Origin of the sequence: Streptomyces albus subsp. chlorinus (genome assembly GCF_013302895.1) — a bacterium.
In the GTDB taxonomy this organism is placed as follows: Bacteria; Actinomycetota; Actinomycetes; order Streptomycetales; family Streptomycetaceae; genus Streptomyces; species Streptomyces chlorinus.
The window spans coordinates 2760229-2784231 of sequence record NZ_VJOK01000001.1; the positions used below are offsets into that span (position 1 = coordinate 2760229).

25 protein-coding genes and 1 other RNA gene are annotated in these 24003 nt (G+C 72.2%); 8 read left to right on the forward strand and 18 right to left on the reverse strand.

What is annotated here, in order from left to right:
• Nucleotides 1-271: 271 nt before the first annotated feature.
• Nucleotides 272-478 (forward strand): cold-shock protein, encoded by a 207-nt coding sequence (locus FM076_RS12420; RefSeq protein WP_173870301.1) that lies wholly within the window; start codon nt 272-274, stop codon nt 476-478.
• Nucleotides 479-740: 262 nt separating this feature from the next.
• On the opposite strand, the gene FM076_RS12425 is transcribed toward FM076_RS12420, so the two are convergent.
• The 3 genes from FM076_RS12425 to FM076_RS12435 all read right to left on the reverse strand — a co-directional run bounded on the left by FM076_RS12425 (nt 741) and on the right by FM076_RS12435 (nt 5015).
• Entirely contained in the window at nt 741-3059 is a 2319-nt protein-coding gene (locus FM076_RS12425; RefSeq protein ID WP_173874697.1) for a UvrD-helicase domain-containing protein, read from the reverse strand.
• 162 nt (nt 3060-3221) lie between these two features.
• Nucleotides 3222-4160, reverse strand: a complete 939-nt coding sequence (locus FM076_RS12430) for a GlxA family transcriptional regulator (RefSeq protein ID WP_173870303.1) — start codon at nt 4158-4160, stop codon at nt 3222-3224.
• 177 nt (nt 4161-4337) lie between these two features.
• The gene (locus FM076_RS12435; RefSeq protein ID WP_173870305.1) at nt 4338-5015 is read right to left on the reverse strand and encodes a hypothetical protein; all 678 of its coding nucleotides are present in this window, start codon (nt 5013-5015) and stop codon (nt 4338-4340) included.
• A 482-nt stretch (nt 5016-5497) separates the two neighbouring features.
• Here FM076_RS12435 and FM076_RS12440 point away from each other — a divergent pair, with 482 nt between their 5' ends.
• Both FM076_RS12440 and FM076_RS12445 read left to right on the forward strand, forming a co-directional pair.
• A complete protein-coding gene (locus FM076_RS12440) occupies nt 5498-5941 on the forward strand; it encodes an Rrf2 family transcriptional regulator (RefSeq protein ID WP_173874698.1) in 444 nt (147 codons plus the stop codon).
• A 239-nt stretch (nt 5942-6180) separates the two neighbouring features.
• A complete protein-coding gene (locus FM076_RS12445; RefSeq protein ID WP_173870307.1) occupies nt 6181-7419 on the forward strand; it encodes an amidohydrolase family protein in 1239 nt (412 codons plus the stop codon).
• A 196-nt stretch (nt 7420-7615) separates the two neighbouring features.
• Here FM076_RS12445 and FM076_RS12450 read toward each other — a convergent pair whose 3' ends face one another.
• Entirely contained in the window at nt 7616-8041 is a 426-nt protein-coding gene (locus tag FM076_RS12450) for an ATP-binding protein (RefSeq protein ID WP_173870308.1), read from the reverse strand.
• Between the two features lie 112 nt (nt 8042-8153).
• Between FM076_RS12450 and FM076_RS12455 the strand changes: the two genes are divergently transcribed.
• Nucleotides 8154-8975 carry a helix-turn-helix domain-containing protein gene (locus FM076_RS12455; protein ID WP_173870310.1) on the forward strand — a complete coding sequence of 274 codons (822 nt, stop codon included), beginning with the start codon at nt 8154-8156 and terminating at the stop codon, nt 8973-8975.
• Entirely contained in the window at nt 8972-9241 is a 270-nt protein-coding gene (locus FM076_RS12460; protein WP_173870312.1) for a DUF397 domain-containing protein, read from the forward strand. Before FM076_RS12455 ends, FM076_RS12460 begins: the two co-directional genes overlap by 4 nt.
• Nucleotides 9242-9722: 481 nt before the next feature.
• On the opposite strand, the gene FM076_RS12470 is transcribed toward FM076_RS12460, so the two are convergent.
• The gene (locus FM076_RS12470) at nt 9723-9980 is read right to left on the reverse strand and encodes a hypothetical protein (protein WP_173867892.1); all 258 of its coding nucleotides are present in this window, start codon (nt 9978-9980) and stop codon (nt 9723-9725) included.
• 26 nt (nt 9981-10006) lie between these two features.
• Nucleotides 10007-10285, reverse strand: a complete 279-nt coding sequence (locus FM076_RS12475; RefSeq protein WP_173870314.1) for a hypothetical protein — start codon at nt 10283-10285, stop codon at nt 10007-10009.
• Between the two features lie 269 nt (nt 10286-10554).
• Here FM076_RS12475 and FM076_RS12480 point away from each other — a divergent pair, with 269 nt between their 5' ends.
• Nucleotides 10555-10884: a DUF397 domain-containing protein gene (locus tag FM076_RS12480; protein ID WP_173870316.1), complete on the forward strand. Its 330-nt coding sequence runs from the start codon at nt 10555-10557 to the stop codon at nt 10882-10884.
• A 705-nt stretch (nt 10885-11589) separates the two neighbouring features.
• On the opposite strand, the gene FM076_RS12485 is transcribed toward FM076_RS12480, so the two are convergent.
• Entirely contained in the window at nt 11590-12207 is a 618-nt protein-coding gene (locus tag FM076_RS12485; protein WP_173870318.1) for a TetR/AcrR family transcriptional regulator, read from the reverse strand.
• A 149-nt stretch (nt 12208-12356) separates the two neighbouring features.
• On the opposite strand from FM076_RS12485, the gene FM076_RS12490 reads away from it, so the two are divergent.
• Complete coding sequence (locus tag FM076_RS12490) at nt 12357-13136, forward strand: SDR family NAD(P)-dependent oxidoreductase (protein ID WP_173870320.1); 780 nt, start codon at nt 12357-12359, stop codon at nt 13134-13136.
• A gap of 24 nt (nt 13137-13160) precedes the next feature.
• Here the strand turns inward: FM076_RS12490 and FM076_RS12495 are convergent, their stop codons facing one another.
• From FM076_RS12495 to ftsE, 7 genes are all read right to left on the reverse strand, one after another.
• A complete protein-coding gene (locus tag FM076_RS12495; protein WP_173870322.1) occupies nt 13161-14180 on the reverse strand; it encodes a LysR family transcriptional regulator in 1020 nt (339 codons plus the stop codon).
• 30 nt (nt 14181-14210) lie between these two features.
• A complete protein-coding gene (locus FM076_RS12500) occupies nt 14211-15179 on the reverse strand; it encodes an oxygenase MpaB family protein (RefSeq protein WP_173870324.1) in 969 nt (322 codons plus the stop codon).
• Between the two features lie 215 nt (nt 15180-15394).
• Nucleotides 15395-15767, reverse strand: a transfer-messenger RNA (tmRNA) gene (gene ssrA, locus FM076_RS12505).
• A gap of 165 nt (nt 15768-15932) precedes the next feature.
• Complete coding sequence (gene smpB, locus FM076_RS12510) at nt 15933-16457, reverse strand: SsrA-binding protein SmpB (protein WP_173870326.1); 525 nt, start codon at nt 16455-16457, stop codon at nt 15933-15935.
• Between the two features lie 18 nt (nt 16458-16475).
• On the reverse strand, nt 16476-17753 hold the full coding sequence (locus tag FM076_RS12515) for a S41 family peptidase (RefSeq protein ID WP_173870328.1): 1278 nt from the start codon (nt 17751-17753) through the stop codon (nt 16476-16478).
• 68 nt (nt 17754-17821) lie between these two features.
• Nucleotides 17822-18733 carry a permease-like cell division protein FtsX gene (ftsX, locus tag FM076_RS12520; protein ID WP_173870330.1) on the reverse strand — a complete coding sequence of 304 codons (912 nt, stop codon included), beginning with the start codon at nt 18731-18733 and terminating at the stop codon, nt 17822-17824.
• A 12-nt stretch (nt 18734-18745) separates the two neighbouring features.
• Complete coding sequence (ftsE, locus tag FM076_RS12525) at nt 18746-19435, reverse strand: cell division ATP-binding protein FtsE (protein WP_173870332.1); 690 nt, start codon at nt 19433-19435, stop codon at nt 18746-18748.
• Between the two features lie 292 nt (nt 19436-19727).
• Here ftsE and FM076_RS12530 point away from each other — a divergent pair, with 292 nt between their 5' ends.
• Nucleotides 19728-19922, forward strand: coding sequence for a hypothetical protein (locus FM076_RS12530; protein WP_173870335.1), 195 nt, complete (start codon nt 19728-19730; stop codon nt 19920-19922).
• 118 nt (nt 19923-20040) lie between these two features.
• Here FM076_RS12530 and FM076_RS12535 read toward each other — a convergent pair whose 3' ends face one another.
• The 4 genes from FM076_RS12535 to FM076_RS12550 all read right to left on the reverse strand — a co-directional run bounded on the left by FM076_RS12535 (nt 20041) and on the right by FM076_RS12550 (nt 24002).
• Nucleotides 20041-20832 carry an LPXTG cell wall anchor domain-containing protein gene (locus FM076_RS12535; RefSeq protein WP_173870336.1) on the reverse strand — a complete coding sequence of 264 codons (792 nt, stop codon included), beginning with the start codon at nt 20830-20832 and terminating at the stop codon, nt 20041-20043.
• Nucleotides 20833-21074: 242 nt separating this feature from the next.
• Nucleotides 21075-22190, reverse strand: coding sequence for a peptide chain release factor 2 (prfB, locus tag FM076_RS12540; protein WP_173870339.1), 1116 nt, complete (start codon nt 22188-22190; stop codon nt 21075-21077).
• A gap of 36 nt (nt 22191-22226) precedes the next feature.
• Complete coding sequence (locus FM076_RS12545) at nt 22227-23015, reverse strand: 2OG-Fe dioxygenase family protein (protein ID WP_173870341.1); 789 nt, start codon at nt 23013-23015, stop codon at nt 22227-22229.
• 12 nt (nt 23016-23027) lie between these two features.
• Complete coding sequence (locus tag FM076_RS12550) at nt 23028-24002, reverse strand: iron-containing redox enzyme family protein (protein WP_243274449.1); 975 nt, start codon at nt 24000-24002, stop codon at nt 23028-23030.
• Nucleotide 24003 lies beyond the last annotated feature (1 nt).

The window sequence follows — 24003 nt, forward strand, 5'->3', positions numbered from 1 at the left end:
CTTGTCACGTGGTGCACGTGTCCGCCCGCGCGGCCGTGCTTTTTACGGCCAGCGGCGCGGCACGTCAACAGATCGTCCCACCTACCCCCCGGTACGCGGTAACGCGTCCCTGGCTTCGGAAAGCGTATTCCACCATCCGAGAGGATGTCATCCGTGCGCAACCCCCCACTCCTTCGCAGGAAAACCGCCATCAATCTCCCTGAAACGGACTGAATCCGACCTAAGATCAGCCCGCACACTGCTTCATTGCACGAACTGGGAGACCCGCAACATGGCTCAGGGCACGGTCAAGTGGTTCAACGCCGAGAAGGGCTACGGCTTCATCGCTCAGGAGGGCGGCGGACCGGACGTCTTCGTGCACTACAGCTCGATCGACAGTGAGGGGTACCGCAGCTTGGAGGACGCCCAGCGCGTCGAGTTCGAGATCGCCCAGGGCCGCAAGGGGCCCCAGGCCGACGCGGTCCGTGTGGTCGGCTGACCGACCGGACGGTACGCAGACGGGAGGGCTCCCGCCGTTCGTCGTACGGCGGGAGCCCTCCCGTGCGGTTCGAAGTGGCACCGACCCGCCAGCTCGCCTCGCGGCAAGTGGGCGCTCGAAGCGCCTATGGTTGGGCCCGGGGGCATGGATCGGGCCGGTGCCACACCCAGGCTAACAAACCACCCCCGTACGGCATTCCCCCGTGCGCGGGCCCGCCTCTCAGGGGCGGTCTCAGGTCGCAGGGGCGGTCCCAGGAGCCGTCTCAGGGGCGGAGAAGGTCGGGCACCCCCTCCTCGTCGGGCAGGTCGGCGGCGGTGCCGAGGACCTCCAGGCGCTGGGTGGCGCGGGTGAGCGCCACGTACAGGGTCCGCAGCCCGGCGGGGGACTCGTCGGCGATCTGGGCCGGGGAGACGACGAGGGTGGCGTCGTACTCCAGGCCCTTGGCCTCCAGGCTGCCGAGGGCGACGACCCGGTCCCCCAGCCCCGCCAGCCACCGGCGGGCCTCCTCGCGCCGGGACATGGCGACGACGACACCGACGGTCCCCTCGACCTCGGCGAGCAGCCGCTCGGCGGCCCCGCGCACGGAGGCGCCCAGGTCGTCGCCGGCGACGCTGAAGCCGGGCCGGACGCCGGTGGAGCGGACCGCGCGGGGCGGCGCGGTGCCGGGCATGGCCAGGGCGAGCACGCGGTCCGCGAGGACGGCCAGCTCGGCGGGGTTGCGGTAGTTGACGGTCAGCTCGAAGCGGCGCCGGGGGCGCTTGCCGAGGGCCTCGTCGCGGGCGGCGGCGGCCTCGTCCGGGTCGGTCCAGGAGGACTGCGCCGGGTCACCGACGATCGTCCAGGTGGCGTGCCGGCCGCGGCGGCCCACCATCCGCCACTGCATGGGGGTGAGGTCCTGCGCCTCGTCGACGATGACGTGCGCGTACTCGGTGCGTTCCCGCTCGGCCCGCTCCGCGCTCCCGCGCCGTCCCGCCGCGTCGCGGTCGGCGGCGGTGGTCAGCTCCTCCAGGCCGGTGAGCTGGTCCAGCGGATCCACCTCGCGCTTCTTGGGGCGTGCGGGGGCGCCCAGGAGGGTGCGCAGCTCGTCCAGGAGCGCGATGTCGTGCACGGACAGCTCGCCCTCCCCCGCGGGGCCCAGGCGCGCGGCGAGGGCGCGCGCCAGGGTGCGCACCTCCTGCGGGCGCAGCACGCGCCGCGCCCACCGGCCGAGCCGGCTCTCGTCCGCCATGGCGCCCAGCACCTCGCGGGGGCTCAGCTCCGGCCACCAGGCGTCGAGGAAGGCGAGGAAGTCGTCCTCGGTGGAGACGTCCTCGTCGAAGCCCTGCCGGGCCTCGGCGGCCAGCTCCGGGTCGTCGTGGCGGCGGCGCCCGCCGGACTTCTCCCACAGCGCGTCCAGCAGCAGCTTGCGGGCGCGGGGCCGCATCAGGTTGACGGGCGCGGTACCGGCGAGGACCTGCCGGCGTACGGCGGCCAGCTCGGCGGCGTCCAACTCGATGCGCGCCCCGGAGGCGACCACCCGCAGCCGCTCGGGCAGCGGCGTGCGCAGCCCCAGGTCCAGCGCCCCCCGGGCGGCCTTGCGCAGCACCTTCACCATGCGCGCCGAGCCCTTGATACGGGCGACGCGCTGCTCGTCGTAGATGGTGGCCGACGCGCCCGCCGTCTCCTCGGCCAGCGCGCCCAGCGCGCGGATGGCGACCTGGCCCTCCTCGCCGAGGGAGGGCAGGACGCCCTCGGTGTAGGAGACGAGCAGCGGGGTGGGCGAGACGATGAGGATGCCGCCCGCGTAGCGGCGCCGGTCCTGGTAGAGCAGGTAGGCGGCGCGGTGCAGGGCGACGGCGGTCTTGCCGGTGCCGGGCCCGCCCTCGACCTCGGTGACGGAGGCGGCGGGCGCGCGGATCACCTCGTCCTGTTCGGCCTGGATGGAGGCGACGATGTCGCGCATGGTGTGCCCGCGCGCCTGGCCGAGGGCGGCCATCAGCGCCCCGTCCCCGACGACGGCCAGCTCCTCGCCGTCCAGCCGCGCCGTCACCTCGGGGCGCAGCAGGTCGTCCTCGACGCCGAGCACCCGGCGGCCCTTGCTGCGGATGACGCGGCGCCGTACGACGCGGCCCGGTGCCACGGGGGTGGCGCGGTAGAAGGGGGCGGCTGCGGGGGCCCGCCAGTCGATGACCAGCGGCGTGTAGTCGGCGTCGAGGACGCCGAGGCGGCCGATGTGCAGCGTCTCGGCGATGTCGGCGTACGTGCCGCCGTCCGCGTCCTCGCGCACGGCGCCGTCGGCGGGCTCCAGGGAGGTGTAGGCGCCGTCGGGGCCGCGCTCGCCGGTCTTGCCCTCCAGCAGGTCGATCCGGCCGAAGAGGAAGTCCTCGAACTCGCTGTTGAGGCGGTTGAGGTGGAGACCGGCGCGGAAGACCTGCGCGTCGCGCTCGGCCAGCGCGCCCGGCGTGCCGACCTGGGCGCGCTTGGAGGCGTCGTCCATGAGGAACTCGGCCTCGTCGATCTTCTCCGCCAGCCGCCGGTACACCCGGTCGAGATGGTCCTGCTCCGCACGGATCTCACGGTCACGGACCGTCACCGGCTCCACCGTGCTCTCCGCTCCGTCCTGCGGGGTGTACGGCGCTCTGTCCTGCGCGTTCAACGCGGCGGCCCCCTTCTGCGTTCCTTAGGGCAGCCGTCAACCGTACGCGATTCCCCCCTCCGGAGCGCGCTGGACTTCCGCCGCGCCCGCCGGTGTGCGCGCGGTGGGTCAGGAGAAGCTGCGGCGGTAGGCCCTGGGGGTTACTCCTGTGGTGCGTTTGAAGCGGTCGCGGAAGGCCGTGGGGGAGCCGAAGCCGACCTTGTGGGCAATGTGTTCGACGGGCTCCTCGGTGGCCTCCAGCAGGTGCTGGGCGCGGCGGATGCGGGCGTGGTGGAGCCATTGCAGCGGTGTGGTGCCGGTCTGGTCCCGGAAGCGGCGGATCAGGGTGCGGGTGCTGACGCCCGCGTGGGCGGCGACGTCGTCGAGGGTGAGGGGGCGGGAGAGGTTGTCCCGCAGCCAGTCGAGGACCGGTTCCAGGGTGGAGCCCGCGGGGAGGGGGATGTGGTCGTGGTCGATGAACTGGGCCTGGCCGCCCTCGCGTTCCAGCGGCACCACGGACAGCCGCGCGGCGGTCGCGGCGACGGCCGAGCCGTGGTCGCGGCGGATCATGTGCAGGCACATGTCGAGTCCGGCCGCGGCTCCGGCGGAGGTGAGGATCTGCCCGTTGTCGACGTACAGCACGTCGGGGTCGACGTCGATGTCGGGGTGGAGGGCGGCGAGCCGGTCGGCGACGATCCAGTGGGTGGTGGCGCGCAGGCCCGACAGGAGTCCGCTGGCGGCCAGCGGGAACGTGCCCGTGCAGATGGAGGCGACGCGTGCCCCGTCGGCGGCGGCCTGCCGCAGGGCCGCGCCCACGGCGGGGGCGAGCGGCGCGGTGGGCCGGGCGGTGCCCGGCACGATCACGGTGTCCGCTCCCCGGAGCCCTTCCAGGCCCCACGGCGCACGGAGGGTGAAGGCGCCGGCGTCGATCTCCGGTTCCTCACCGCAGACCCGTATCCGGTACGGGGTCTCACCTCCGGGCAGTCGCGCCCGGCTGAAGGTCTCGATGGGGGTGGACATGTCGAACGGGATCACTTCGCGGAGGGCGAGGACGGCGACCGTGTGCATGACCCGAACGTAGCGCCCGCGCGGGGTGGTCCCGCCGGGCAGGTCCGTCCCGCCGGAGCCCGCCGCCGGGGTGGCGGAATCCCGGGGAAACCTGGCACCGGCGCCCCTGTCCGGCCCGGCGCGACGCGGCCTACGGTGTGGGCCGCGCGCACGTACTGACGCCCCCCGCGCCCGCGTTCACCCGCCGGGCACTCCCGGGTGGGTACGCAGTCGGATGCCGTGGTGGCGGCGCAGGCGGCGGGTTTCCAGCAGGCCGAGGGCGCTGACGGTCACGGGCGCGCCGAGGACGAAGACGATGCCCATGGTGAGCCCGAGGCCGTGCAGATCGCCGGTGACCAGGTCGGGAACGGCGGTGAGCCAGGCCGTGACGGAGGCGAGCAGCGGGGGCAGTCCGCGGTGCACGGCGGCGGTGCCGAAGAAGTTGGCGTTCAGTCGTACGGCCGCACAGCACAGGAAGGCGACCGTCCACAGCGTCACCGGGCCGAGCACCAGGACGAGCATCCCGGCGGAGCCGGACACGCTGACGAGGCCGTAGGCCAGCAGCACGCAGCCGACGAACCGGAGCAGCAGGACGAGGCACCGCCACAGCGGGCGCCGCAACTGCCGTACGGAGGCCTGGCGCCGCCACACCAGCAGCAGTACGCACACGCTCAGCGGTGTCATGACGAGCAGCACGAGGGAGGCGGTCACCAGATTCTCCAGGGCCTCGTCGAGGGAGAAGCCACCCGCCACGACGGTGTAGACGCCGAGCGCCGTCACCAGTCCGGCCGCCACGCGGAGCTGTTTGAGCCGTTCGACCAGGGGGTCTACGGGCTCGGGGATCCACGGCGGGTGGAAGGCCCGCCACGCCGCCACCGTGGGCCGCAGCAGTCCGCGCCGCCGCCCCCCGCCCCGGGCCCCCTCCGGCCCCGGATTCCCCCGGTGCGCCTGGTTCCCCCGGTGCCCCGGGTTCCCCTGGCCTCCCGGGTGCCCTTGGTACCCCTGGTTCCCGTGTGGCCTGGACGACCCCCGCGCCCCCCGGGCCCCGGACCCCGCGTGCCCCGCAGACCCGTAACCCCCGTACCGCGCCACCGAGTTGTCCCCCTGTCGCCGTAGCCGTTCGAAGATCGGGCGGTGATTCTACGGAGGTGCCCGCCGGTGGCGCGGGCCGGGGCCAGGGGGCACCTCGGCGCGCCGGTCGGCGCGCTTCCCGTGGCGCCCGCCCCCCGTCGCCCGTCGCCCGCTTCCCCGGCCCCGGACGACGGCGTGCCCGTCGGGTCGGTTGACCGCCAACATAACTGAAACTAGGCTGGTTGCAGTTTATCGGTGACGGCGGGGAGAGCGAGGCGGAGCGGGAGATGGCAGGGCTCAGCAGCAGGAGCGCGGTCGCGATCCACGCGCTCGCGATGCTGGCGCACCGGCGCGGGGGCTCGTTGACGTCCGCGAAGATCGCGGACAGCCTAGAGAGCAATCCGGTCCTCGTGCGGCGCATCCTCGGCCGCCTGCGGGACGCCGGCCTGGTGTGCTCCACCGAGGGCCGGGGCGGCGGCTGGTCCCTTGCCCGCGCCGCCCGGGACATCACGCTCTACGACGCGTACGCCGCCGTCGAGAAGGGGCAGATCTTCTCGCGGCACACCCATCCGCCCAGCACGGCGTGCGAGGTCGGGCGCACCATCGGCGACCTGCTCGACGTCGAGTTCCAGAGTGCGGAGCGAGCCCTGGAGGAGCGGCTCGGCAGGACGACGATCGCCGCACTGCTGCAGCGGATTCTCGCCGCCGGCAACGCGCCGGGAGACCGCTGACCGAGGAGACCACCGGCCAAGGGAGCCACCGGCCGTACGGTGACGCGCGCGGGCCCGCGTCAGCGTCATGACGCAGGTCGTGCGCCATGGTTACGCACGACCTAACTGTAACCACGTGGGTGGCAGTTCGCGCACACCGCGAGCACCACGGCCCGGACACCCGCGCGGGACGTACGCGGCACGTACGCAGCACGCACGCGGCACATATCAGGAGCAGGGACGTAACAGGAGTGAGAGCGATGCCCCAGGATTCCGAAGCGGTCGCGAGCGGCGAGGCCCGCGCCTCTGCGACGTTCGACCTCGTCATCAGCCGTGCGCACGTCTTCGACGGCCGCCGGGCGCTGGCCGGCCCGCACGACGTCGCCGTCGACGGCGGGCAGATCGTGTCCGTCTCGGCCGAGCCGCTCCGCGGCAGGCAGGTGGTGGACGCGGCCGGGGGATGGGTGGTGCCGGGTCTGATCGACACGCACATCCACTTCTACGACGTGCACGCGGTCCGCGACCCGCAGTCGATGCGGGCCTTCGAGGAGGAGGAGCTTCCCGGAAGGCTGGGGCTGTTCCTCGACCACGGGATCACCACCATCAAGTCGGTGGGCGATCCCACGGACGGCATCCTCAAGACGCGGGACGCGCTCGCGGCGGGCGCGCTGCGGGGCCCGCGGCTGCTGGCGACCGGGTGCGGTATCACCGGGCGCGACGGGCATCCCGCCGCCACCGTCTTCAGCGGCAACCCCTGGGCACGTGAGCGTTTCGCCGCGGAGGTCGGCGGCGTGCGGGAGATGCGGGACCTGGTGCACCACCTGGCCGACCGCAAGGTGGACGCGATAAAACTCCTGTCCGAAGGCGCGTGCGCGCACTCCGGCGGACCGGCGTACCTGTGGCGGAACCCCGCCTTCCCCGACGGCGTCGAACTGGAGCGACTTCCCCGCGAGCTGCTCCGGGCGGGAATCGAGACCGGGCACGAGAGGGGCCTTCGGGTCACCGTCCACACCACCCAGCAGGCCGCGGCCCGCGAGGCGATCGAGGCGGGGGCTGACGGGCTGGAGCACGGGGTGACCGTCGAGCCCCTCACCGACCACGCGCTCATCGACCTGATGCTCGAACACGGCACCACCTACACCCCCACACTCTGGATCGACGCCCATCCGGACGCCCGTGGCAACCTGAAGAAGGTCGCCGGGGCCGGCGTGCGCATCGCGCTGGGCAGCGACACCTTCAGCGGGCGGGGCCTCTTCGGAGCCAACACCCTCGAAGAGGCCGAACTCATGGCCGGCGCCGGGATGACCCCCACCCAGGTGCTGACCGCGGCCACCAGCGGCGCCGCGCGGCAGTGCGTCCGGCCCGACCTCGGCACGGTCGCGCCCGGCAAACGCGCCGACCTGCTCGTGCTGAACGCCGACCCCACCGCGGACATCGGCAACCTCCGGGACCTCGGCGTGGTGGTCCTCAACGGCGAAATAGCCGTCGACAAACGCTGAACACCCGCCCGGACGCGACCGCACGGCAGCGATCCGCAAGGAAGCGCGAATGCCGGGCCCGCCTCCCTGAGGGCCGACGCGAGGTCCGCCGGCCTCCGGCGAGGCGGGCCCGCGGCGAGGCAGGCCCCCTGGCGAGGCAGGCCGGCATTCCCTCCCCCTCTCACACAACCGCGATAACAACGCGGCGACTCCGAATTCACCGCACACCGGTCGCACAACAGCCCGAGAATTCCGCCCACACCACCTTCCCGGGATTCCGCGGCCCCACCCCCCACTTGTCCGCCAACGCCTCGACGAGGAGCAGGCCCCGGCCCGATTCGGCGTTCTCGTCCGCCGGCCGCACACGCGGGGCGCCGTCCCCGCTGTCGTGCACCTCCACCCGCAGCACACCGTCGTGCTCCAGCCACAGCATGACGCGGAAGCCGCGCCCCGGCGGCACCCCGTGCAGCAGCGCGTTCGTCGCCATCTCGCTGACGCACAGCACCACGTCGTCACCACGCCGCCCCGGCACTCCCCACGCCGCGAGCGCGTCCCGCACAAATGCGCGAGAACGCGGGACGGAACGCCGCTCCCTGCGGTAGAAGTGCTCACGGAAATGGGGAAGATGAGTCTCACGGTTCATAGGAAAACCGTGACGCCCCGCGGCTAGCCTCAACACTGGTACGGGCCGTACGAAAAAGTTGTACGGCCTCAATACCGGTCGTCCACGGGACGGTTGGGGGAGAGACATGGTTATGCCTCCGAAGAAGCGCCACAAGAACGCGTCCGCACTGAAGATGGTCGGCCAACTGCTGGCCAACTACCGCCGTGCGGCGGGCTACACCCAGCAGAGCCTCGCCACGACCCTGTGCCTCGACGAGGAGACCATCGCCTCCATCGAACAGGGCCGCCGCCCCCTCAAGAGCGACCTCGCCGAGCAACTGGACGAAGTCCTCGACACCAAGGGCTCCCTGGCCGTCGCCGTCGCCAACCTCCCGGAGTACGACAAGTATCCGCTGTGGGCGGAGGAGTTCATCGACAGGGAGAAAGAGGCCGTTTCGATCGACTGGTTCGAGAACCAGGTGCTGCCCGGACTGTTGCAGACCGAGGACTACGCCCGAGCGGTCTTCCGCAGCAAGGAACCACCGCTGGACGCGGACGATCTGGACATCCAGGTCGCGGCGCGACTGGACCGGCAGGACATCCTCCAGCGGAAGTGCCCGCCTTCGGCGAGCTTCGTCATCTCCGAGGCCGTCCTGCTGGATCGCCTCGGCGGCGACGCCGTACGGCGGGAGCAGTTGCGGCGCCTGCGGCGGGATGCCGAACTGCCGGGGCTGTCCCTCCAGATCATGCCGCTCGGACGGGAGACGCACGCCGCGCTTTCCGGCCCTTTCATCCTGCTGGAAACCCCGGACCACGAACACCTGGCGTACGTGGAGACGCAGCGCGGGAGCATGCTTGTCTCTGAAGCCAATGAGGTCAGCATCCTCGCGCGAAAGTATGCAATGCTGCGGACTCAGGCTCTCAACTCGGAGGAGTCGCGAAGCCTGCTGGATCGACTGCTAGGAGAGGCATGAACAACACACAGCCCGCCCCCGGCAACGGCGACCTGGCGTGGTTTAAATCCAGCTACAGCAGCGAAGAAGGCGGCGCCTGCCTCGAAGTCGCGTACACCTGGCACAAGTCCAGCTACAGCGGCGACGAGGGCGGGGCCTGCCTCGAAGTCTCCTCCTGCCCGCACGCCGTCCACGTGCGGGACTCCAAGAACCCCACCGGCCCCACCCTCGCGCTCTCCCCCACCGCCTGGGCGGCGTTCACGGCGTACGCCGCACACCGCGCGTAGCGGACGAGGCCGTCTCGCGACGCAGGTACCCAGGTGCCCAGGGACCAAGGGACCCCTCCTGACGTGGAGGGGTCCCTGCGTTGGGTCAGGCGCCCACGGCAACAAGGACGTCTCGAACGGTGCAGACGAAGCTCAAGCAGCGGACGCCGCCGGGGACATCCCGTAAACGCTCCTGGCCACTGGGATGCGGAGTGACCCGAGCTGCGCCGGGCCGGCCTGCTGGACCTGTGGACGACTGCGCCGTGGACGGCTCGTACGTCCGGGCGCTCAGGGGAGACAAGTACCGCCGCCTGCTGCGAAAGCGCGACATCACACCGCTGATCGCCCGACGCGGCGTCGCCGACGGCTCCAGGCTGGGCACGGTGCGTTGGGTGGTCGAGCGCGCGTTCGCCTGGCCGCGCCCACCAGTTCACCAAAGCCTGCTCGAACTCGCCTGCGGCATCATCTGCGTCCGACGATTCCGGGCGGCGTTCTGGAACGATCAGTTAGCCGTGAACCGTGCCTCACCGGATCCGGTGTCCACCCGGAATGCCTCCGCCAGTTCCTTGAACGGCCTCTTCTCGAACCCTTCGGGGACTTCCAGTTCGACCACTCCCGCTCCGCCTGCTCCCTCACGCCGCTCGTCCCCGGGGCCGACACCCGGAGGGAGCGGCTTGCACGTCACGCGTTCGCCGTCCTCGACGATCTCGGAAAGAGCCGTGATGCGCCCACTCGCGTCGAACGCCGCATACACACGCATAGAGACCACTCCTAGGCTAGTCCTGGCTAGGTCACGGTGATCATGCTCATATTGAAGCTGGAGGCGTTGACCGCACTCAGATGGACCCAGCGCGCTTGCGGAATGCCCTGGCCGTTATCCCAAGTGGCAGCCTCTCCCAGGTAGTACAGGGTTGCGGTCCGGTCGCTCAGCGGGTTCTGGCTGACAGACATGCGCACCCAGAATCCGGCGCTCTGGTCGTTGGGCCACTGCCAGCGCCACCACGTGTCCTCGCCACTCGCCATGAAGAGCGCACCGCTGGCTATCCGATAGACGTCCGATGGCATGACACACTCCTGTCTCCCGACCACCCCCTTTTTTCCAGGATGAACCTTTTTGGCCTAGTCGCAACTCCATCTCGACTCCTCGTGGCGGACGCCGTACCACGGAAAGGGGAGATGGCCGGCTGGTCGCAGTGGGACAACTCGTTCCTCATTCTGGAACACTCAGTAAGCCAGAAGGAGCGTCCGTCTGGCGCGCGCGTACGTGATGCCGTGAACGCAGGCCCTGTACCCGAAGAGATGCGGGACCCGCCCGACCGCCTGTGAGGAGAGTCATGGTCAGCGCAGCAAACAGCCCCAGGCCCGCAAGCCTGGCGTGGTTCAAGTCCAGCCACAGCAGCGAACAGGGCGGCGCCTGCCTCGAAGTCGCCTACAACTGGCAAAAATCCAGCCACAGCGGCGAGGAAGGCGGCAACTGCCTCGAAGTCGCCTACAGCTGGTACAAGTCCAGCCACAGCGGCAGCGAGGGCGGCGCCTGCCTCGAAGTCTCATCCTGCCCCCACGCCATCCACGTCCGGGACTCCAAGAACCCCACCGGCCCCACCCTCGCGCTCTCCCCCACCGCCTGGGCGGCGTTCACGGCGTACGCCGCACACCGCGCGTAGGGCCCTTCTTCTGGATCACCCATCCGTGGTCCCGCCGCGCGGGCTTCCCGCCACGCCTGAGCGGGACGACTCCGCGCGCGACAACCGGGGCAGGGGTGCAGCTAGCGTCCGCCAGAAGCGGAGGAGGGGCCGCTGTCGTGGCGCTGCTCCACCTCGTGGAGAGCGAGCGTCGCCCGCAGGGACAGCCCCGGCTGCCGGCTCGGCGGCGGCAGCCGCCAGGCGCGACGGGGCACGGGACGCGGAAGGGCGCGCAGGGCACCGGGACGCCTACGCGGCATCGGCCCTTCGGCAGAGGAGCGTTGCGGTCATGCACGCATCGTGCCACGGCCCGCGCGCACCCGGCGAGGGGATAACCGGGCAGACGACTGGCCGGCCGGGCAGACGGCCCGGCGGACGGAGAGGCGGGCGGACGGCCCGGCGGACGGAAAGACGGGCAGACGGCCCGGCGGACGGAGAGGCGGGCGGACGGCCCGGCCGTCGGAGAGGCGGCCGGGCGAGGCGGGGCTCGTTCTCCGGGTGCGGTTGGTGCCTCGACGACGCCCCGCCCCGCGAGAGCGCAGGCGGCGCACGCGGGGGGCGCGCCCAAGTCCCCCGCGGTACCCCGCGTGCAGCGGTACCGCGGACGGCGGACGGCGGACGGCCTCACGGTTCCGTCGCCGTCAGGCCGTCCCAGGTGTCGCCGTCAGGCCGTCCCAGGTGTCGCCGTCAGGCCGTCCCAGGTGTCGCCGTCAGGCCGTCCCAGGCGGTCATGGCCGCGTCCGCGACGGCGAGGAGGTCGGTGCGGGGGGCGCCGTCCCGGGCGCGGAGGGAGAGGCCGAACAGGACGGTGGCGTAGTACGCGGCGAGGGTGGCGGTGTCGGTGCCGGGCGGCACATCTCCCTCGGCCACGCCCCGGTCGGCCCGCGCGCGGAGGTACTCCTCGGTGGTGCGGCGGTCCTTGGCCAGCAGTTCGCGGACGGGCTCGTTCTCCGGGGTGCAGTTGGTGCCGGCCAGCACGACCATGCAGCCGGAGGGCTTGCCGGGTTCGGTGTAGCGGCAGGCGTTGCGGCGCAGCGCCTCGTGGACGCCCTCGCGCGCGGTGGCGGCCTCGTCGAGGGCCTGGGAGGTGGCGCTGCCCTCGGTGCGCTCGTACAACTCGACTGCCTCGCGGAAGAGTTGCTCCTTGGAGCCGAACGCGGCGTAGAGGCTGGGCGGTCTGATGCCCATGGCCTCGGTCAGTTCGGCCAGCGACGTCGCCTCGTAGCCCCGCTCCCAGAAGACGCGCATCGCCGCTTCCAGTGCGGCGTCCCGGTCGAAGGTGCGCGGCCGTCCGCGTCCCGCCATCACCGGCCCACCTTTCTGTAGCGTCCGTTACTGAAAGCCCTTGACGACCGAGGATACTCGCTGCCTTAATTATTAAGCGGTCGCTACAGAAATCGGCGTGGCGCCCGCCGACAGCCACGACAGCCATGAACCACCCTGGAAGGACAGCCATGACAGCGACAGCGGCCACGACAGCCCGCCCCTCCCGCCACCTCCCCCTGGACGGCAAGGCGGCACTGGTCACGGGCGGCAGCCGGGGCATCGGCGCCGCCATCGCGCGGCGGCTCGCCGCCGACGGCGCCGACGTGGCGCTGACCTACGTCAGCGCGGAGGGCCGGGCCAAGGAGGTCGCCGAGGACATCCGCGCCACCGGGCGCCGCGCCCTGACGCTGCGCGCGGACAGCGCCTCGGCCACCGAACCGGCCGAGGCCGTGCACCGCGCGGCCCGCGAGTTCGGCCGCCTCGACATCCTCGTCAACAACGCGGGGGTCTTCCCCCACGGCCCGCTGGCCGACCTCGCGGTGGAGGAGATCGACCGCACCCTGGCCGTCCACGTCCGCGCCGTCCTGCTCGCCGCCCAGGCCGCCGCCGGGCACATGTCGGCCGGCGGACGGGTCGTCACCATCGGCAGCAACCTCGCCGAACGCCCCGGGCGCCCCGGCGTCACCCTCTACTCCGCCTCCAAGTCCGCGCTCCTCGGCCTCACCAAGGGCCTCGCCCGCGACCTGGGCGACCTCGGCATCACCGCCAACCTCGTCCAGCCCGGCCCCACCGACACCGAGATGAACCCCGCCGACGGCGCACACGCCGACGCGCACCGCGCCGCGAGCGCCCTGGGCCGCTTCAACGCGCCCGAGGACATCGCCGCCATGGTGGCCCACCTGGCGGGCCCCGACGCGGGCGGCATCACGGGCGCGGCCTTCACCCTGGACGCGGGCACCAACGTCTGACGGCCGAGGATCCGGCGGGCGGCCTCAACCGACCATCAGCGTCTCGTCCTCCTCCGGGAGCCAGGCTCCCCGAGGCCGCTCCCGCCAGCCCTCGGCGGCCCCCAGCCGGCAGGCCGCCTCACCCAGCGCGGCGAGGCCCGGATGGCGCAGCCCCCGGCGCCACACCACCGAGACGGGCGACAGCGGCACGGGTGCTCCCAGCGGGCGCAGCACCATGCCCGGCACGCCGATGAACTCCACGGTCGCCAGCACCGACCAGCCCCGCCCCCGCACCACCCGGGCGAACTCGCGCTCCCCCTCGATCTTCGGGAAGGACGCCGCCAGTTCGATCCCGTACCGGGCGAAGAGGGTACGCGCGTACGAGGTCCACTCGGCGGTGCCGGGATTCCCCGCGCCCGCGTACAGCGTCTCCCCCGCCAGCGCGGCGGGCGGCACCTCGGTGAGCCCCGCCAGCCGGTGCTCCTCGGGCAGCAGGACCGCCACCCGCTCGTAGCGCACCAGCCGGTGCTCCAGCCCGGCCAGCAGGTGCGGGGGCAGCCCGGCCACCCGGCCGAAGGAGACGTCCAGGCCGCCGACGGGGACGCCCGCGCCGCCCGGCACGCCGTCGGCGGGCGGCGCGGGCCCGAGGAGATCGGCGGCGGCGGCCGTCAGACCGCTGTAGTAGCGGGCCACGAACTCGATGTCCGGCGCCGCCTCGCGCGCCGCCTCCAGCACCCGCTGCCCCGTCGAGACGGGCGCCGCCACATCGACGACCAGCGGCCGCACCTCCGCGGCACCGGCCCCGTCGAGAGCGGTGGCCAGCTCCTCGTACGCGGCCAGCACCCGCCGTGCGTGGGGCAGCAGCCGCTCGCCCTCCTCCGTCAGCGCCACCCGACGGGTGCTGCGCACGAACAGCGCCGCCCCCACCTCCCGCTCCAGCGCCCGCACATCCCGGCTGAGCGCCTGCTGCGCCACGTACAGCCGCCCGGCCGCCCGTGTGAAGTGCAGCTCCTCGGCGACGGCGACGAAAGCCCGCAGCAGCCGCGGGGAGGGATGACAAGGCACCGCTGGACGGTAAGCGAACCGGGCGCCCGCTCACAACGCCGAAGGGGGCACATAGTGCCGCGGGCTGTTCCGCTCCCGCTCGGGCGGCAGATTGCGGGCCGGCGTCTCCACCGAGGGCGCGTCCTGGGGCCTGCGCCCCCGCGCCCGCTCCCAGCCCGCTCGCGCCCTGGGGTGGTAGCGCCGCGCGGGAGGGACCAGCTTCCAGCCCAGATGCACCAGCCGCCCCAGACGGCGCAGCCTGCGCTCGTCCCGTGCCGTCCACGCGTAGCCCAGGCGGCGCCGTACGGCGGGCGGGAAGAAGCCGACCGTGAACCACACCGACGCCCGCGCCACCGGCCCCCGCACCAGCCGCCAGCCCGCGTCCGGCAGCCACCGCGGCGCCGGCGGCCTGGCCAGCAGCGTCAGATCGAGCACGTCCCGGGTGGGCCGGTTGTCCTCCAGCACCTCGGCGGCCATGTGCTCCCAGTACGCCTGGAAGTCCTCCCAACTCGCCGGTACGGGACGCATGCTCATGCCGTACAGCCGCCACCACCGCACATGCTCCTCGAACAGCTGCCGCCGCTGCGCCTCGGACAGCCCCGGGCCGAGCCGGTCGGCGACCAGGGAGGTGAGCATGAAGAACGTGGCGTGCGCCCAGTAGAACGTGTCCGGCTCCAGCGCATGGTACGGGCGGCCGTGCCGGTCGGTGCCCCGGACCGTGGCGTGGTAGCCGCGCACCTGCCGCGCCGTCCGGGCCGCGCGCGGGCCGTCGTAGACCACGCCGCCGATCGGGTAGAGCGAACGGAAGAGCCGCTGCCAGCGCTCCTCGAAGAACCGCGAGTGCTCGGCCACCCCCGCGCCCAGCTTCGGATGCATGTTCTGCATGGCCCCCGCCCAGGGAGCCAGCAGCACTCCGCGCCAGTCCCCGAAGTACTTCCATGTCAGCGAGTCCGGCCCCAGGGGCTCCGGCTCCGGGACACCACGCGGACGGCCGCGGCCTGCCGCCTCGTCCGGGACCATACGACGCTCCCCTCCGGCCCTCGGGCCGCACTCCTCCGCGCTCCCCGCTCCTGGGGCTCCCCCGTGTCTCCTCCCCCGGCGCGCGGGCCTCGAACAAGGGAGCGCGCGGTCCACAGCACGGAGACGCGGGGTGACGGAACGACGAAGGCGGGGCCGTCACGCTGTGTGCGTGGCGGCCCCGCCTTCGGTGCCTCCCACCTGAGGGAGAGGCTCTTCCGTGGAGATGGCGGGAATCGAACCCGCGTCCAACGAAGTGGAAACAGGGCTTCTCCGAGCGCAGTCCGCTGCGATTTTCTCGGCCCCGGAGATCACGCGGACAAGTCTCCGACGGGCCCAGTCACTGTGTGATGTCCCGGTAGGTCCCGTGACCGGACCTACGCGGTGAGTTCCCTTAGCTGATGCCAGGAACCGGGGCGGGAACTACCCCGGGCTGACACTTCGCAGGTCGCTGCTCAGGCAGCGAGGGCGAAGGAATCGCGCTTGGTGTTGGCGATTATTTTTTTGCGGCACATGGTTTACGAGATCATTGCCGCGTTCCTCGGCTCGCTTCCCCTGCTTCGACGTTCGCTGTCGAAACCGATCATCCCCGTGTTGAATTGACAAGCTGCTCACCCTCGCGGGCGGCGTCTGCCGACCATGATACGTGACCCGGTCGCACCTGTGCCAACGCTTTACGGCGCCTTCCTGTTCCCCGGGCGGGTTCCTGTTCCCCGGACGGGTTCCCGTTCCCCCGGCGGGGCGGGAGGCGCGGCCTCAGCCCGCCAGGCGCTGGCGGCGGCGGACCGCGGAGACGGCGCGCTCCGCCTCGCGCCGGTCCTGCTTCTCGCGGAGCGTCTGCCGCTTGTCGTAGTCCTTCTTGCCCCGGGCGAGCGCGATCTCCACCTTCGCCCGGCCACGGAGGAAGTACAGCCGCAGCGGGACGAGGGTGAGGCCCGTCTCCTGGAGCTTGCCGGTCAGCTTGTCGATCTCCGAGCGGTGCAGCAGCAGCTTCCGCTTGCGGCGGGCGGCGTGGTTGGTCCACGTGCCCTGCGCGTACTCGGGGATGTGCACGTTGTGCAGCCAGACCTCGCCGCCGTCGATCTGGGCGAAGCCGTCGACGAGGGAGGCGCGGCCCTGACGCAGCGACTTGACCTCGGTCCCCGTCAGCGCGATACCGCACTCGTAGGTGTCGAGCACCTGGTAGTCGTGCCGCGCCTTCTTGTTCTGCGCGACCAGCTTCGGGGCGTCCCGGTCGTCCTTGGCCTTCGCCTTGGCCCGTGTCGTCTTCATCTTCGCCATAGCCCCGTCATTCTCCCACTACGACCGGGCCTCCAGGCCACTCAATACTGTGCGGGCCCGCTCCACGGAGGCGCGGGCGCCCCTCACCGGGAGGTCGGGGGCGATGCCGTGCCCCTCCACGTCGCGACCGGCCGGAGTCGTGTAGTGACCGACCGTCAGTTCGGCGACGGAACCGTCCGACTGGGGCTGCGGCAGCTGCACCGAGCCCTTGCCGAAGGTGCGGGACCCGACGACGACGGCGCGCCCCCGGTCCTGGAGGGCGCCGGTCAGCAGTTCGGCGGCGCTCATGGTGCCGCCGTCGACGAGGACGACGACGGGGTGCCGCCCCACGTCGAGGCCGCCGGGACGGTCGTCGTCGGCGTAGAGGGCGCGCTGGGTGCCGTGGTCGTCGTAGGTGGCGACGAGGCCGCCGTCGAGGAAGGCGGAGGCGGCGGTGACCGCCTCGCCGACCAGGCCGCCGGAGTTGCCCCGCAGATCGAGCAGCACGCCCGCCCCCGCTGGCACCTCCTCGCGGACCGCCTCGCGCACCCGTTCGCCCGAACCCCGGGTGAAGGAGCCGACCTTGATGCGGGTGACGTCGTCCCCCAGCCGGTCGACGGCCACGGACTCGGTGGACAGCCGCTCACGGCGCAGGGTGCGGGTCAGCTCCGTCCCGCCGCGGGTGAGGCGCAGCGTGACGCGGGTGCCGGGTTCGGCGGCGCCGGCCGGGGAGCGGGGGTCGGAGCCGCGCAGCAGGGCGACGACGGCGGTCACCGGTCTGCCGGTCACCCTCCGGCCGGCGACCGAGCGCAGCCGGTCACCGGAGCGGAGTCCGGCCCGCGCTGCGGGGCTGCCGGGCTGCACCCGGTCCACCTCGATGGCCGCACCGCGCCCGCCCCGCGCACCCTGGTGCCCGCCGCCGTGGGCCGGGCCCTGCCGCACGGAGAGGCCGACGCCCACATAGCTGCCGTCCAGCGCTTGGCGCAGCCCCTCGTACTCGCGGGCCGTGTACGCCGTGGACCAGCGGTCGCCGCTGCGGCTGACGACCAGGTCGGCGTCGGCGCCGCCGGCCCCCCGGCCGCGGGCCCCGCGCGGGTCGGGCCGGGCGCCCTTGGCGTCATCGCCGCGGCCGGTGCCGAGAGCGGCGTCCTGCGGCCGGTGGGCGGAGGCGTCGGGGGCGGCGGAACCGAACGCGGTCAGCTCGTCGCCGAAGGCCCCGGTGGCGGCGCCGGTCGCCAGTACGCCTGCGAAGACCAATGTCAGGGCCCCGCGCCGCGACCGGCGCGGGCGCGTGTCGGGGAACCACGAGCCTGGCATGGTCCGGAGTGTAGGGCAGCGCGGGGCGCCGTACGGTCGGTTGGACCGACGGCACCCCGCGTCCTGCGTCACACCTTCAGGTACTTGCGCAACGTGATGAACGCTGCTGCCGCGGGCATCAGCACCCCCACGGCGACGATGAACGGCAGCACCTTGATCACCGCGTCCCAGCCGATGAAGTTGATCAGGACGATCTTCTGCTGGAGCCAGTTGTTGATCAGGAAGTACTTGCCGAGGACCAGCAGCACACAGGCCAACCCGGCGCCGATCAGGCCCGCGATGGCGGCCTCCAGGATGAACGGCATCTGGATGTAGAAGCTGGAGGCACCCACCAGCCGCATGATCCCGGTCTCCCGCCGCCTGCTGAACGCCGAGACCCGCACGGTGTTGACGATCAGCAGCAGCGCGACGACCAGCATCAGCGCCATCACGCACAGCGCCGCGATGTTCATGCCGTTCAGCAGGTTGAAGAGGTTCTCCAGCAGACTGCGCTGGTCCTGCACCTCCTGCACGCCCTGCCTGCCGGAGAACGCGGTCTGGAGGACCTGGTACTTGGTCGGGTCCTTGAGCTTGACCCGGTAGGACTCCTGCATCTGGTCCGGCGTCAGCGAGTCGGCCAGCGGCGAGTCCTTGAAGTCCTCCTTGTAGTGCTTGTACGCCTCGTCGGCGGACTCGTGGTAGATCTTCTCGACGACGTCGAGCTTCTCCAGGTCGCGCTTGATCTCGCTCTTCTGCTGGGCGGTGACCGCGCCCTTGTCGCAGTTGGGGTCCGAGGAGGCGTCGTTCTTGTTGCACAGGTAGATCGACACCTGCACCTTGTCGTACCAGAAGCCCTTCATGGTGCTCACCTGCTCGCGCGCGAGCAGCGAGCCGCCGGCGAGCGCGAGCGACAGGGCGACGGAGACGATCACCGCGAAGGTCATCGTGAGATTGCGACGGAGACCGACGCTGATCTCCGACAGGACGAACTGGGCGCGCATGGCGTCCTTTCCTCAGTGCTGGTATCCGTAGACGCCGCGCGACTGGTCACGCACCAGGCGGCCCATTTCCAGTTCGACCACGCGCTTGCGCATCTGGTCGACGATCTGCTGGTCGTGGGTGGCCATCACGACCGTGGTGCCCGTGCGGTTGATGCGGTCGAGCAACTTCATGATGCCGACGGAAGTCTGCGGGTCCAGGTTGCCGGTCGGCTCGTCGGCGATCAGCAGCATGGGCCGGTTGGCGAAGGCCCGCGCGATGGCCACGCGCTGCTGCTCACCGCCCGACAGCTCGCCGGGCATCCGGTTCTCCTTGCCGCCCAGCCCGACGAGGTCGAGGACCTCGGGCACCGTCTTGCGGATCTGGCCCCGCGACTTGCCGATGACCTCCAGCGCGAACGCCACGTTCTCGGCGACGGTCTTGTTGGTCAGCAGCCGGAAGTCCTGGAAGACGGTGCCGAGCTGCCGCCGCATGTGCGGCACCTTCCAGTTCGACAACCGGGCCAGGTCCTTGCCGAGCACGTGCACCTGACCGGAGCTGGCGCGCTCCTCGCGCAGGATCAGCCGCAGGAAGGTGGACTTGCCGGAACCGGAGGAGCCCACCAGGAAGACGAACTCGCCGCGCTCGATCTCCAGCGAGACGTCGCGGAGCGCCGGGCGGTTCTGCTTGGGATAGGACTTGGAGACGCTGTCGAATCGGATCACGGATACACCACGTCGACCTGGGTAGGGGCAACGGAAGCCGCGGTGCGGCCCCCTGGGGCACCTCCGGCGTCAGCCGGGGGTGCGGTGTGGGCGACCATACGCGAAGCGTGGCGTGCCGCGCACGCTGCACCGGCGCGCACGTCACCGGCGCACGCTGCCGCTGCCCGCGCTGTGCGCGCGCTCCACCTGCCGGTTTCTGCGGAAGCCCCCCTCACCTGGCAGAGTGGAGGAGAGCACCCATGGGGAACGAATCACTCACGGGTGGCGTTGGCGCGACTGAGGAGGAGTTCGCATGACATGCGACCGACTGGTGTGTGCCAACTGCGCGGGGCCCGTGAGTGAGGGCCGCTGCTCCGTGTGCCGCGCCCACCGGGAGCGCCTGCACCGGGAGGCCCCGCTCGCGCACCTGTCCCCCACCGCGCTGATCGCCCTGCTGGCGACGCTGATAGCGGTGGCGCTGGTGGCACAGCGCGTAGCGACGGCGTAACCCGGACCGCACGGGTCGGCACGGGCCAGCACGACAGACAGCACACCGGACAGCACGACGCGCCGGGCCCGGCGGTCCGAGGACCACCGGGACCCGGCGCGCGGCCGTGACCCTGCTCTTACGCCGCCGTACGGCGCGTGGCCAGGCGCGGCATCAGCCGGAAGCCGATACCACCGGCGATCATCGTCGCGGCGCCCACCAGCAGGAAGGTGGTCTCGGACGAACCGGTCTCGGCCAGCTCCTTCTTGTCACCGGCCGGCTGGGCCGGCTTGCTGTCCTGCACCGGCTGGCTGCCCGCGCTGTCGGGGTTGGCCCCGCCGCCCTGGCAGTTGACGTTGTCGCCGTTCAGCTCGCAGGTGTCGTCGTCGCCACCGCCGGAACCGCCGATGGTCGCCGGCTCCTCGCCGCCGCCACCGTTGCCGCCGTTGCCGCCGTTCCCATTGCCACCGTTGTTGCCGGAGCCGCCGTTGTCACCGGGGCCGCCGTTGTTGCCGCCGTTGTTACCGGGACCGCCGTTGTGGCCACCGTTGTTGCCGGGGCCGCCGTTGTTACCGCCGTTGTTGCCCGGACCGCCGTTGTGGCCACCGTTGTTGCCGGGCCCGCCGTTGTTGCCGCCGTTGTTGCCCGGACCGCCGTCGTCGCCACCGGTGACCGTGCCACCGATACCGCCGTCGTCGCCGCCGCCGATACCGCCGTCGCCACCGGAGTCACCGCCGGAGTCGCCGCCGCCGATGAGGCCGCCGATGACACCGCCGATGATGCCGCCGTTGTCACCGCCGCCCGAACCACCGGGGCCGTCACCCACACCGGCGGCCTGGGCGGCGCCCGCGGCGGTCAGCGAGGCGCCGGCCGCGAACACCGCCGCCGCGGCTATCCGCGCGACCCTGAGCCGCGTCTTCGATTTGCTCATGTTCCAACTACCCCCAGTAGCTGTACTCGTCCATGGGGCAGCTGCGCGCGGAGCGCGACCTCGCACACCGGGCGTCCATCGAGGCGAACTGTTGTCCCCACCCCGGGCTGCCGCCGTTTGCTGACCGGGGCGCACTCTCCGCCCCGTACGTGCGCCCCTGACACAGGCATGCCGAGCGAACAGCATTTACCAGCCCTCACACGCACGTCAAGCGAAGACCGGGTGAACCGGGTGACGAGGCGTCAGCCCTCGGCCTGCTCCTGCTGCTTGCGCCAGCGGATACCGGCCTCCAGGAAGCCGTCGATGTCACCGTCGAGAACGCCCTGGGGGTTGCCGACCTCGTGCTCGGTGCGCAGGTCCTTGACCATCTGGTACGGGTGCAGCACGTACGAACGCATCTGGCTGCCCCAGGAGTTGCCGCCGTCGCCCTTGAGGGCGTCCATCTTGGCCTGCTCCTCCTGACGGCGGTGCGCCAGCAGCCTGGCCTGCATGACGCGCATGGCGGCGGCGCGGTTCTGGATCTGCGACTTCTCGTTCTGGCAGGAGACGACGATGCCGGTGGGCAGGTGCGTCATCCGGACCGCGGAGTCCGTGGTGTTGACCGACTGGCCGCCCGGGCCCGAGGAGCGGAAGACGTCGATCCGCAGCTCGTTCTCGGGGATGTCGATGTGGTCGACCTGCTCGACGACGGGCAGCACCTCGACCCCGGCGAACGAGGTCTGGCGGCGGCCCTGGTTGTCGAACGGGGAGATGCGCACCATCCGGTGCGTGCCCTGCTCGACCGAGAGCGTGCCGTAGGCGTAGGGGGCCTTCACGGTGAAGGTCGCGGACTTGATGCCCGCCTCCTCCGCGTAGGAGATGTCGAACACCTCGGTGGGGTAGCCGCGCCGCTCGGCCCAGCGCAGGTACATGCGCATCAGCTGCTCGGCGAAGTCGGCCGCGTCCACACCGCCGGCCTCGGCCCGGACGCTGACGACCGCCTCGCGCGGGTCGTACTCGCCCGACAGCAGCGTGCGGACCTCCAGCTCGTCCACCGTCTTGCGGACGGAGGCCAGCTCGTTCTCCGCCTCCGCGCGGGCGTCCGCGTCGCTCTCGCTCTCCGCCAGTTCGAAGAGCACGCCGACGTCGTCGATCCGCCCGCGCAGCTCCTCGACCTTGCGCAGCTGCCCCTGCAGGTAGGACAGCCGGCTGGTCACCTGCTGCGCGCGATCCACGTCGTCCCACAGGTCCGGGGCCGCCGCCTGCTCCTCAAGCGCGGCGATGTCGGACCGCATCTTGTCCAGGTCAAGGACGGCCTCGATCGACTCCATGGTGGAGGAGAGGGCCTTCAGCTCTTCGGATACATCGACGACTGCCACGCTCCCCACCCTAACCGCAAGCCGCCACCCGGGGCCCTAGCCCACTTGGGCGTCACGCTCCGCGCCGCGGTGTGCGGTCAGCGTGGTCACCAGGACGTCCCGGCGGGCCGGCCGGGTGGCGTCGGCGGGGCGGATCGGCTCCACCTCGTGGAGCGTGGCGCGGTCGTCGCCGAGCAGGAGGGTGCCCCGCTCGTGCAGCGTGGTGGCCAGGACGGGTGTGTCCCCCGCCCCGGAACCGTCCGGCTCCCAGACCGTGCTCCGGCCGCCCACCGCGTTGTCCCGGCCGAGCATCAACGAGGTCACCAGGGTGACGCCGTCGCGGTGGCGGCCCTCGGGGGTGGGCTGCCCGTCGCTGTCGGCCGAGGCGACGACGCGGAAGGGGTGCACCTTCACGCTCCACTCGTCGGCGTCGTGCAGACAGGTGGCGATCCGGCCGAGCATCCTGGTCAGCGCCTTGAAGAGCGGGTCGGCCACGAAGGCGTCGGTCAGCGGCGCGAAGTGGCGGTCCTCACCGACGTGCAGCGGATTGGTCTCCTCGGGCTGCACGAACGCCAGGTGCGGCATCGGCCGCAGGGAGCCGGTGCGGTGCAGCGTGAAGTGACCGTAGCGGCGCAGTCTGCGCGTACCCTGCCGGGCCGCGTAGCCGTCCGGCTCCAGGTCCTCCCAGTGGGAGGCGAAGCGCCGCCAGTCCTCCTCGCCGGCCCCCACGCACCGCGAGACGACGGCCGGTTCCATCAGGTGGGTCCGCCGGGAGAGCAGCGCCTGGCGGGCCTCGGCGACCTCACCGGCGCTCTTCACCGTCTGAACGCCCGCTATGTCCTCCATACGGCAATCCTCCTATGCGCCCGCCGGGTCCGCATCCGGGCTCTCGGCGGCCGAGGCGGCGGTCTCGGGGGCGGGCGCGGGCTGGAGCGGGGTACGCAGCGCCGAGGCGCCGGCCCGCCACGCCGCCAGCAGCTCCGCGCCGAGCCGGTCCTCCAGGTGGACCGTCGCGTCGGCACCGAACGCGATCTGCGCCTCCAGCGCGGGCTCGCTCTCCAGCAGACCGCCGACCACCTCCCGGCGCACCACCTGCTCGTGCACCGCGTCGGCCTCCACGTGCTCGTCGTAGAAGCGCTCCGCCGCCGCCCCGGCCTCCAGCCGGCGCATCGCGGCGGCCAGGCGGCGGGAGCCGGGCGAGGAGGTGACCTCCACGCAGGCGAAGTGGCCCACCAGGGCGCCGCGCAGCGACCGGTGCAGCCCGAACAGCGACATCAGGTTGACCACGGCGAGGGCCGGTGCCGGGGCGGCGTCCAGATAGCGGCCGTAGGCGGTCTCCAGGTCCAGGTCGCGCATCAGGCCGGCGAAGAGCCGGGCGTGCACGTCCTCGGCCCGTCCGGCACCGAACTCGTCGTACTCGACGGCCACCATGGCGGCCTTCGCGCGGCCCGTCAGCCGGGGGATCACCCAGGCGTGCGGGTCGGCCTCCTTCAGGTGGTAGAGGGAGCGCAGGGCCGCGTACTCGCGCAGCTGCCAGCGCTCCCCGTGGTGCTGGAGGTGGTGGGCGACCCCGCCCTCCCCGGCGGCGGGCTCGACGGGTTCGGCCAGCAGTTCGCCGAAGACCTCCGCCACGGTCCGACCCCCCGGTACGTCCCTGCGGAGCGCCGCCAGGAACCGGTCCTCCAGTGCGCGGCGCACCCGCAGCAGGCCGGGGTCCCACTCTCTCTCCTCGGGCACGTGAGCGAAGCCCCGGTAGTGCAGCTCGTAGAGCACGTAGAGCGCCAGGTGCAGGTCCTCGCCGTACGGGTCGGCCGTCGCTGCCCTCGCCGCCAGC

Bases quoted from the DNA above. Each gene is read 5' to 3' on its own strand.
- FM076_RS12455 (WP_173870310.1), top strand. From the start codon at position 8,154: ATGCCTCCGAAGAAGCGCCACAAGAACGCGTCCGCACTGAAGATGGTC.
- FM076_RS12485 (WP_173870318.1), bottom strand. From the start codon at position 12,207: ATGGCGGGACGCGGACGGCCGCGCACCTTCGACCGGGACGCCGCACTG.
- FM076_RS12460 (WP_173870312.1), top strand. From the start codon at position 8,972: ATGAACAACACACAGCCCGCCCCCGGCAACGGCGACCTGGCGTGGTTT.
- FM076_RS12430 (WP_173870303.1), bottom strand. From the start codon at position 4,160: ATGCACACGGTCGCCGTCCTCGCCCTCCGCGAAGTGATCCCGTTCGAC.
- FM076_RS12515 (WP_173870328.1), bottom strand. From the start codon at position 17,753: ATGCCAGGCTCGTGGTTCCCCGACACGCGCCCGCGCCGGTCGCGGCGC.
- FM076_RS12480 (WP_173870316.1), top strand. From the start codon at position 10,555: ATGGTCAGCGCAGCAAACAGCCCCAGGCCCGCAAGCCTGGCGTGGTTC.
- ftsX (WP_173870330.1), bottom strand. From the start codon at position 18,733: ATGCGCGCCCAGTTCGTCCTGTCGGAGATCAGCGTCGGTCTCCGTCGC.
- FM076_RS12545 (WP_173870341.1), bottom strand. From the start codon at position 23,015: ATGGAGGACATAGCGGGCGTTCAGACGGTGAAGAGCGCCGGTGAGGTC.
- FM076_RS12535 (WP_173870336.1), bottom strand. From the start codon at position 20,832: ATGAGCAAATCGAAGACGCGGCTCAGGGTCGCGCGGATAGCCGCGGCG.
- smpB (WP_173870326.1), bottom strand. From the start codon at position 16,457: ATGGCGAAGATGAAGACGACACGGGCCAAGGCGAAGGCCAAGGACGAC.
- FM076_RS12445 (WP_173870307.1), top strand. From the start codon at position 6,181: ATGCCCCAGGATTCCGAAGCGGTCGCGAGCGGCGAGGCCCGCGCCTCT.
- FM076_RS12490 (WP_173870320.1), top strand. From the start codon at position 12,357: ATGACAGCGACAGCGGCCACGACAGCCCGCCCCTCCCGCCACCTCCCC.
- FM076_RS12500 (WP_173870324.1), bottom strand. From the start codon at position 15,179: ATGGTCCCGGACGAGGCGGCAGGCCGCGGCCGTCCGCGTGGTGTCCCG.
- FM076_RS12450 (WP_173870308.1), bottom strand. From the start codon at position 8,041: ATGAACCGTGAGACTCATCTTCCCCATTTCCGTGAGCACTTCTACCGC.
- FM076_RS12475 (WP_173870314.1), bottom strand. From the start codon at position 10,285: ATGCCATCGGACGTCTATCGGATAGCCAGCGGTGCGCTCTTCATGGCG.
- FM076_RS12440 (WP_173874698.1), top strand. From the start codon at position 5,498: ATGGCAGGGCTCAGCAGCAGGAGCGCGGTCGCGATCCACGCGCTCGCG.
- FM076_RS12420 (WP_173870301.1), top strand. From the start codon at position 272: ATGGCTCAGGGCACGGTCAAGTGGTTCAACGCCGAGAAGGGCTACGGC.
- FM076_RS12530 (WP_173870335.1), top strand. From the start codon at position 19,728: ATGACATGCGACCGACTGGTGTGTGCCAACTGCGCGGGGCCCGTGAGT.
- FM076_RS12470 (WP_173867892.1), bottom strand. From the start codon at position 9,980: ATGCGTGTGTATGCGGCGTTCGACGCGAGTGGGCGCATCACGGCTCTT.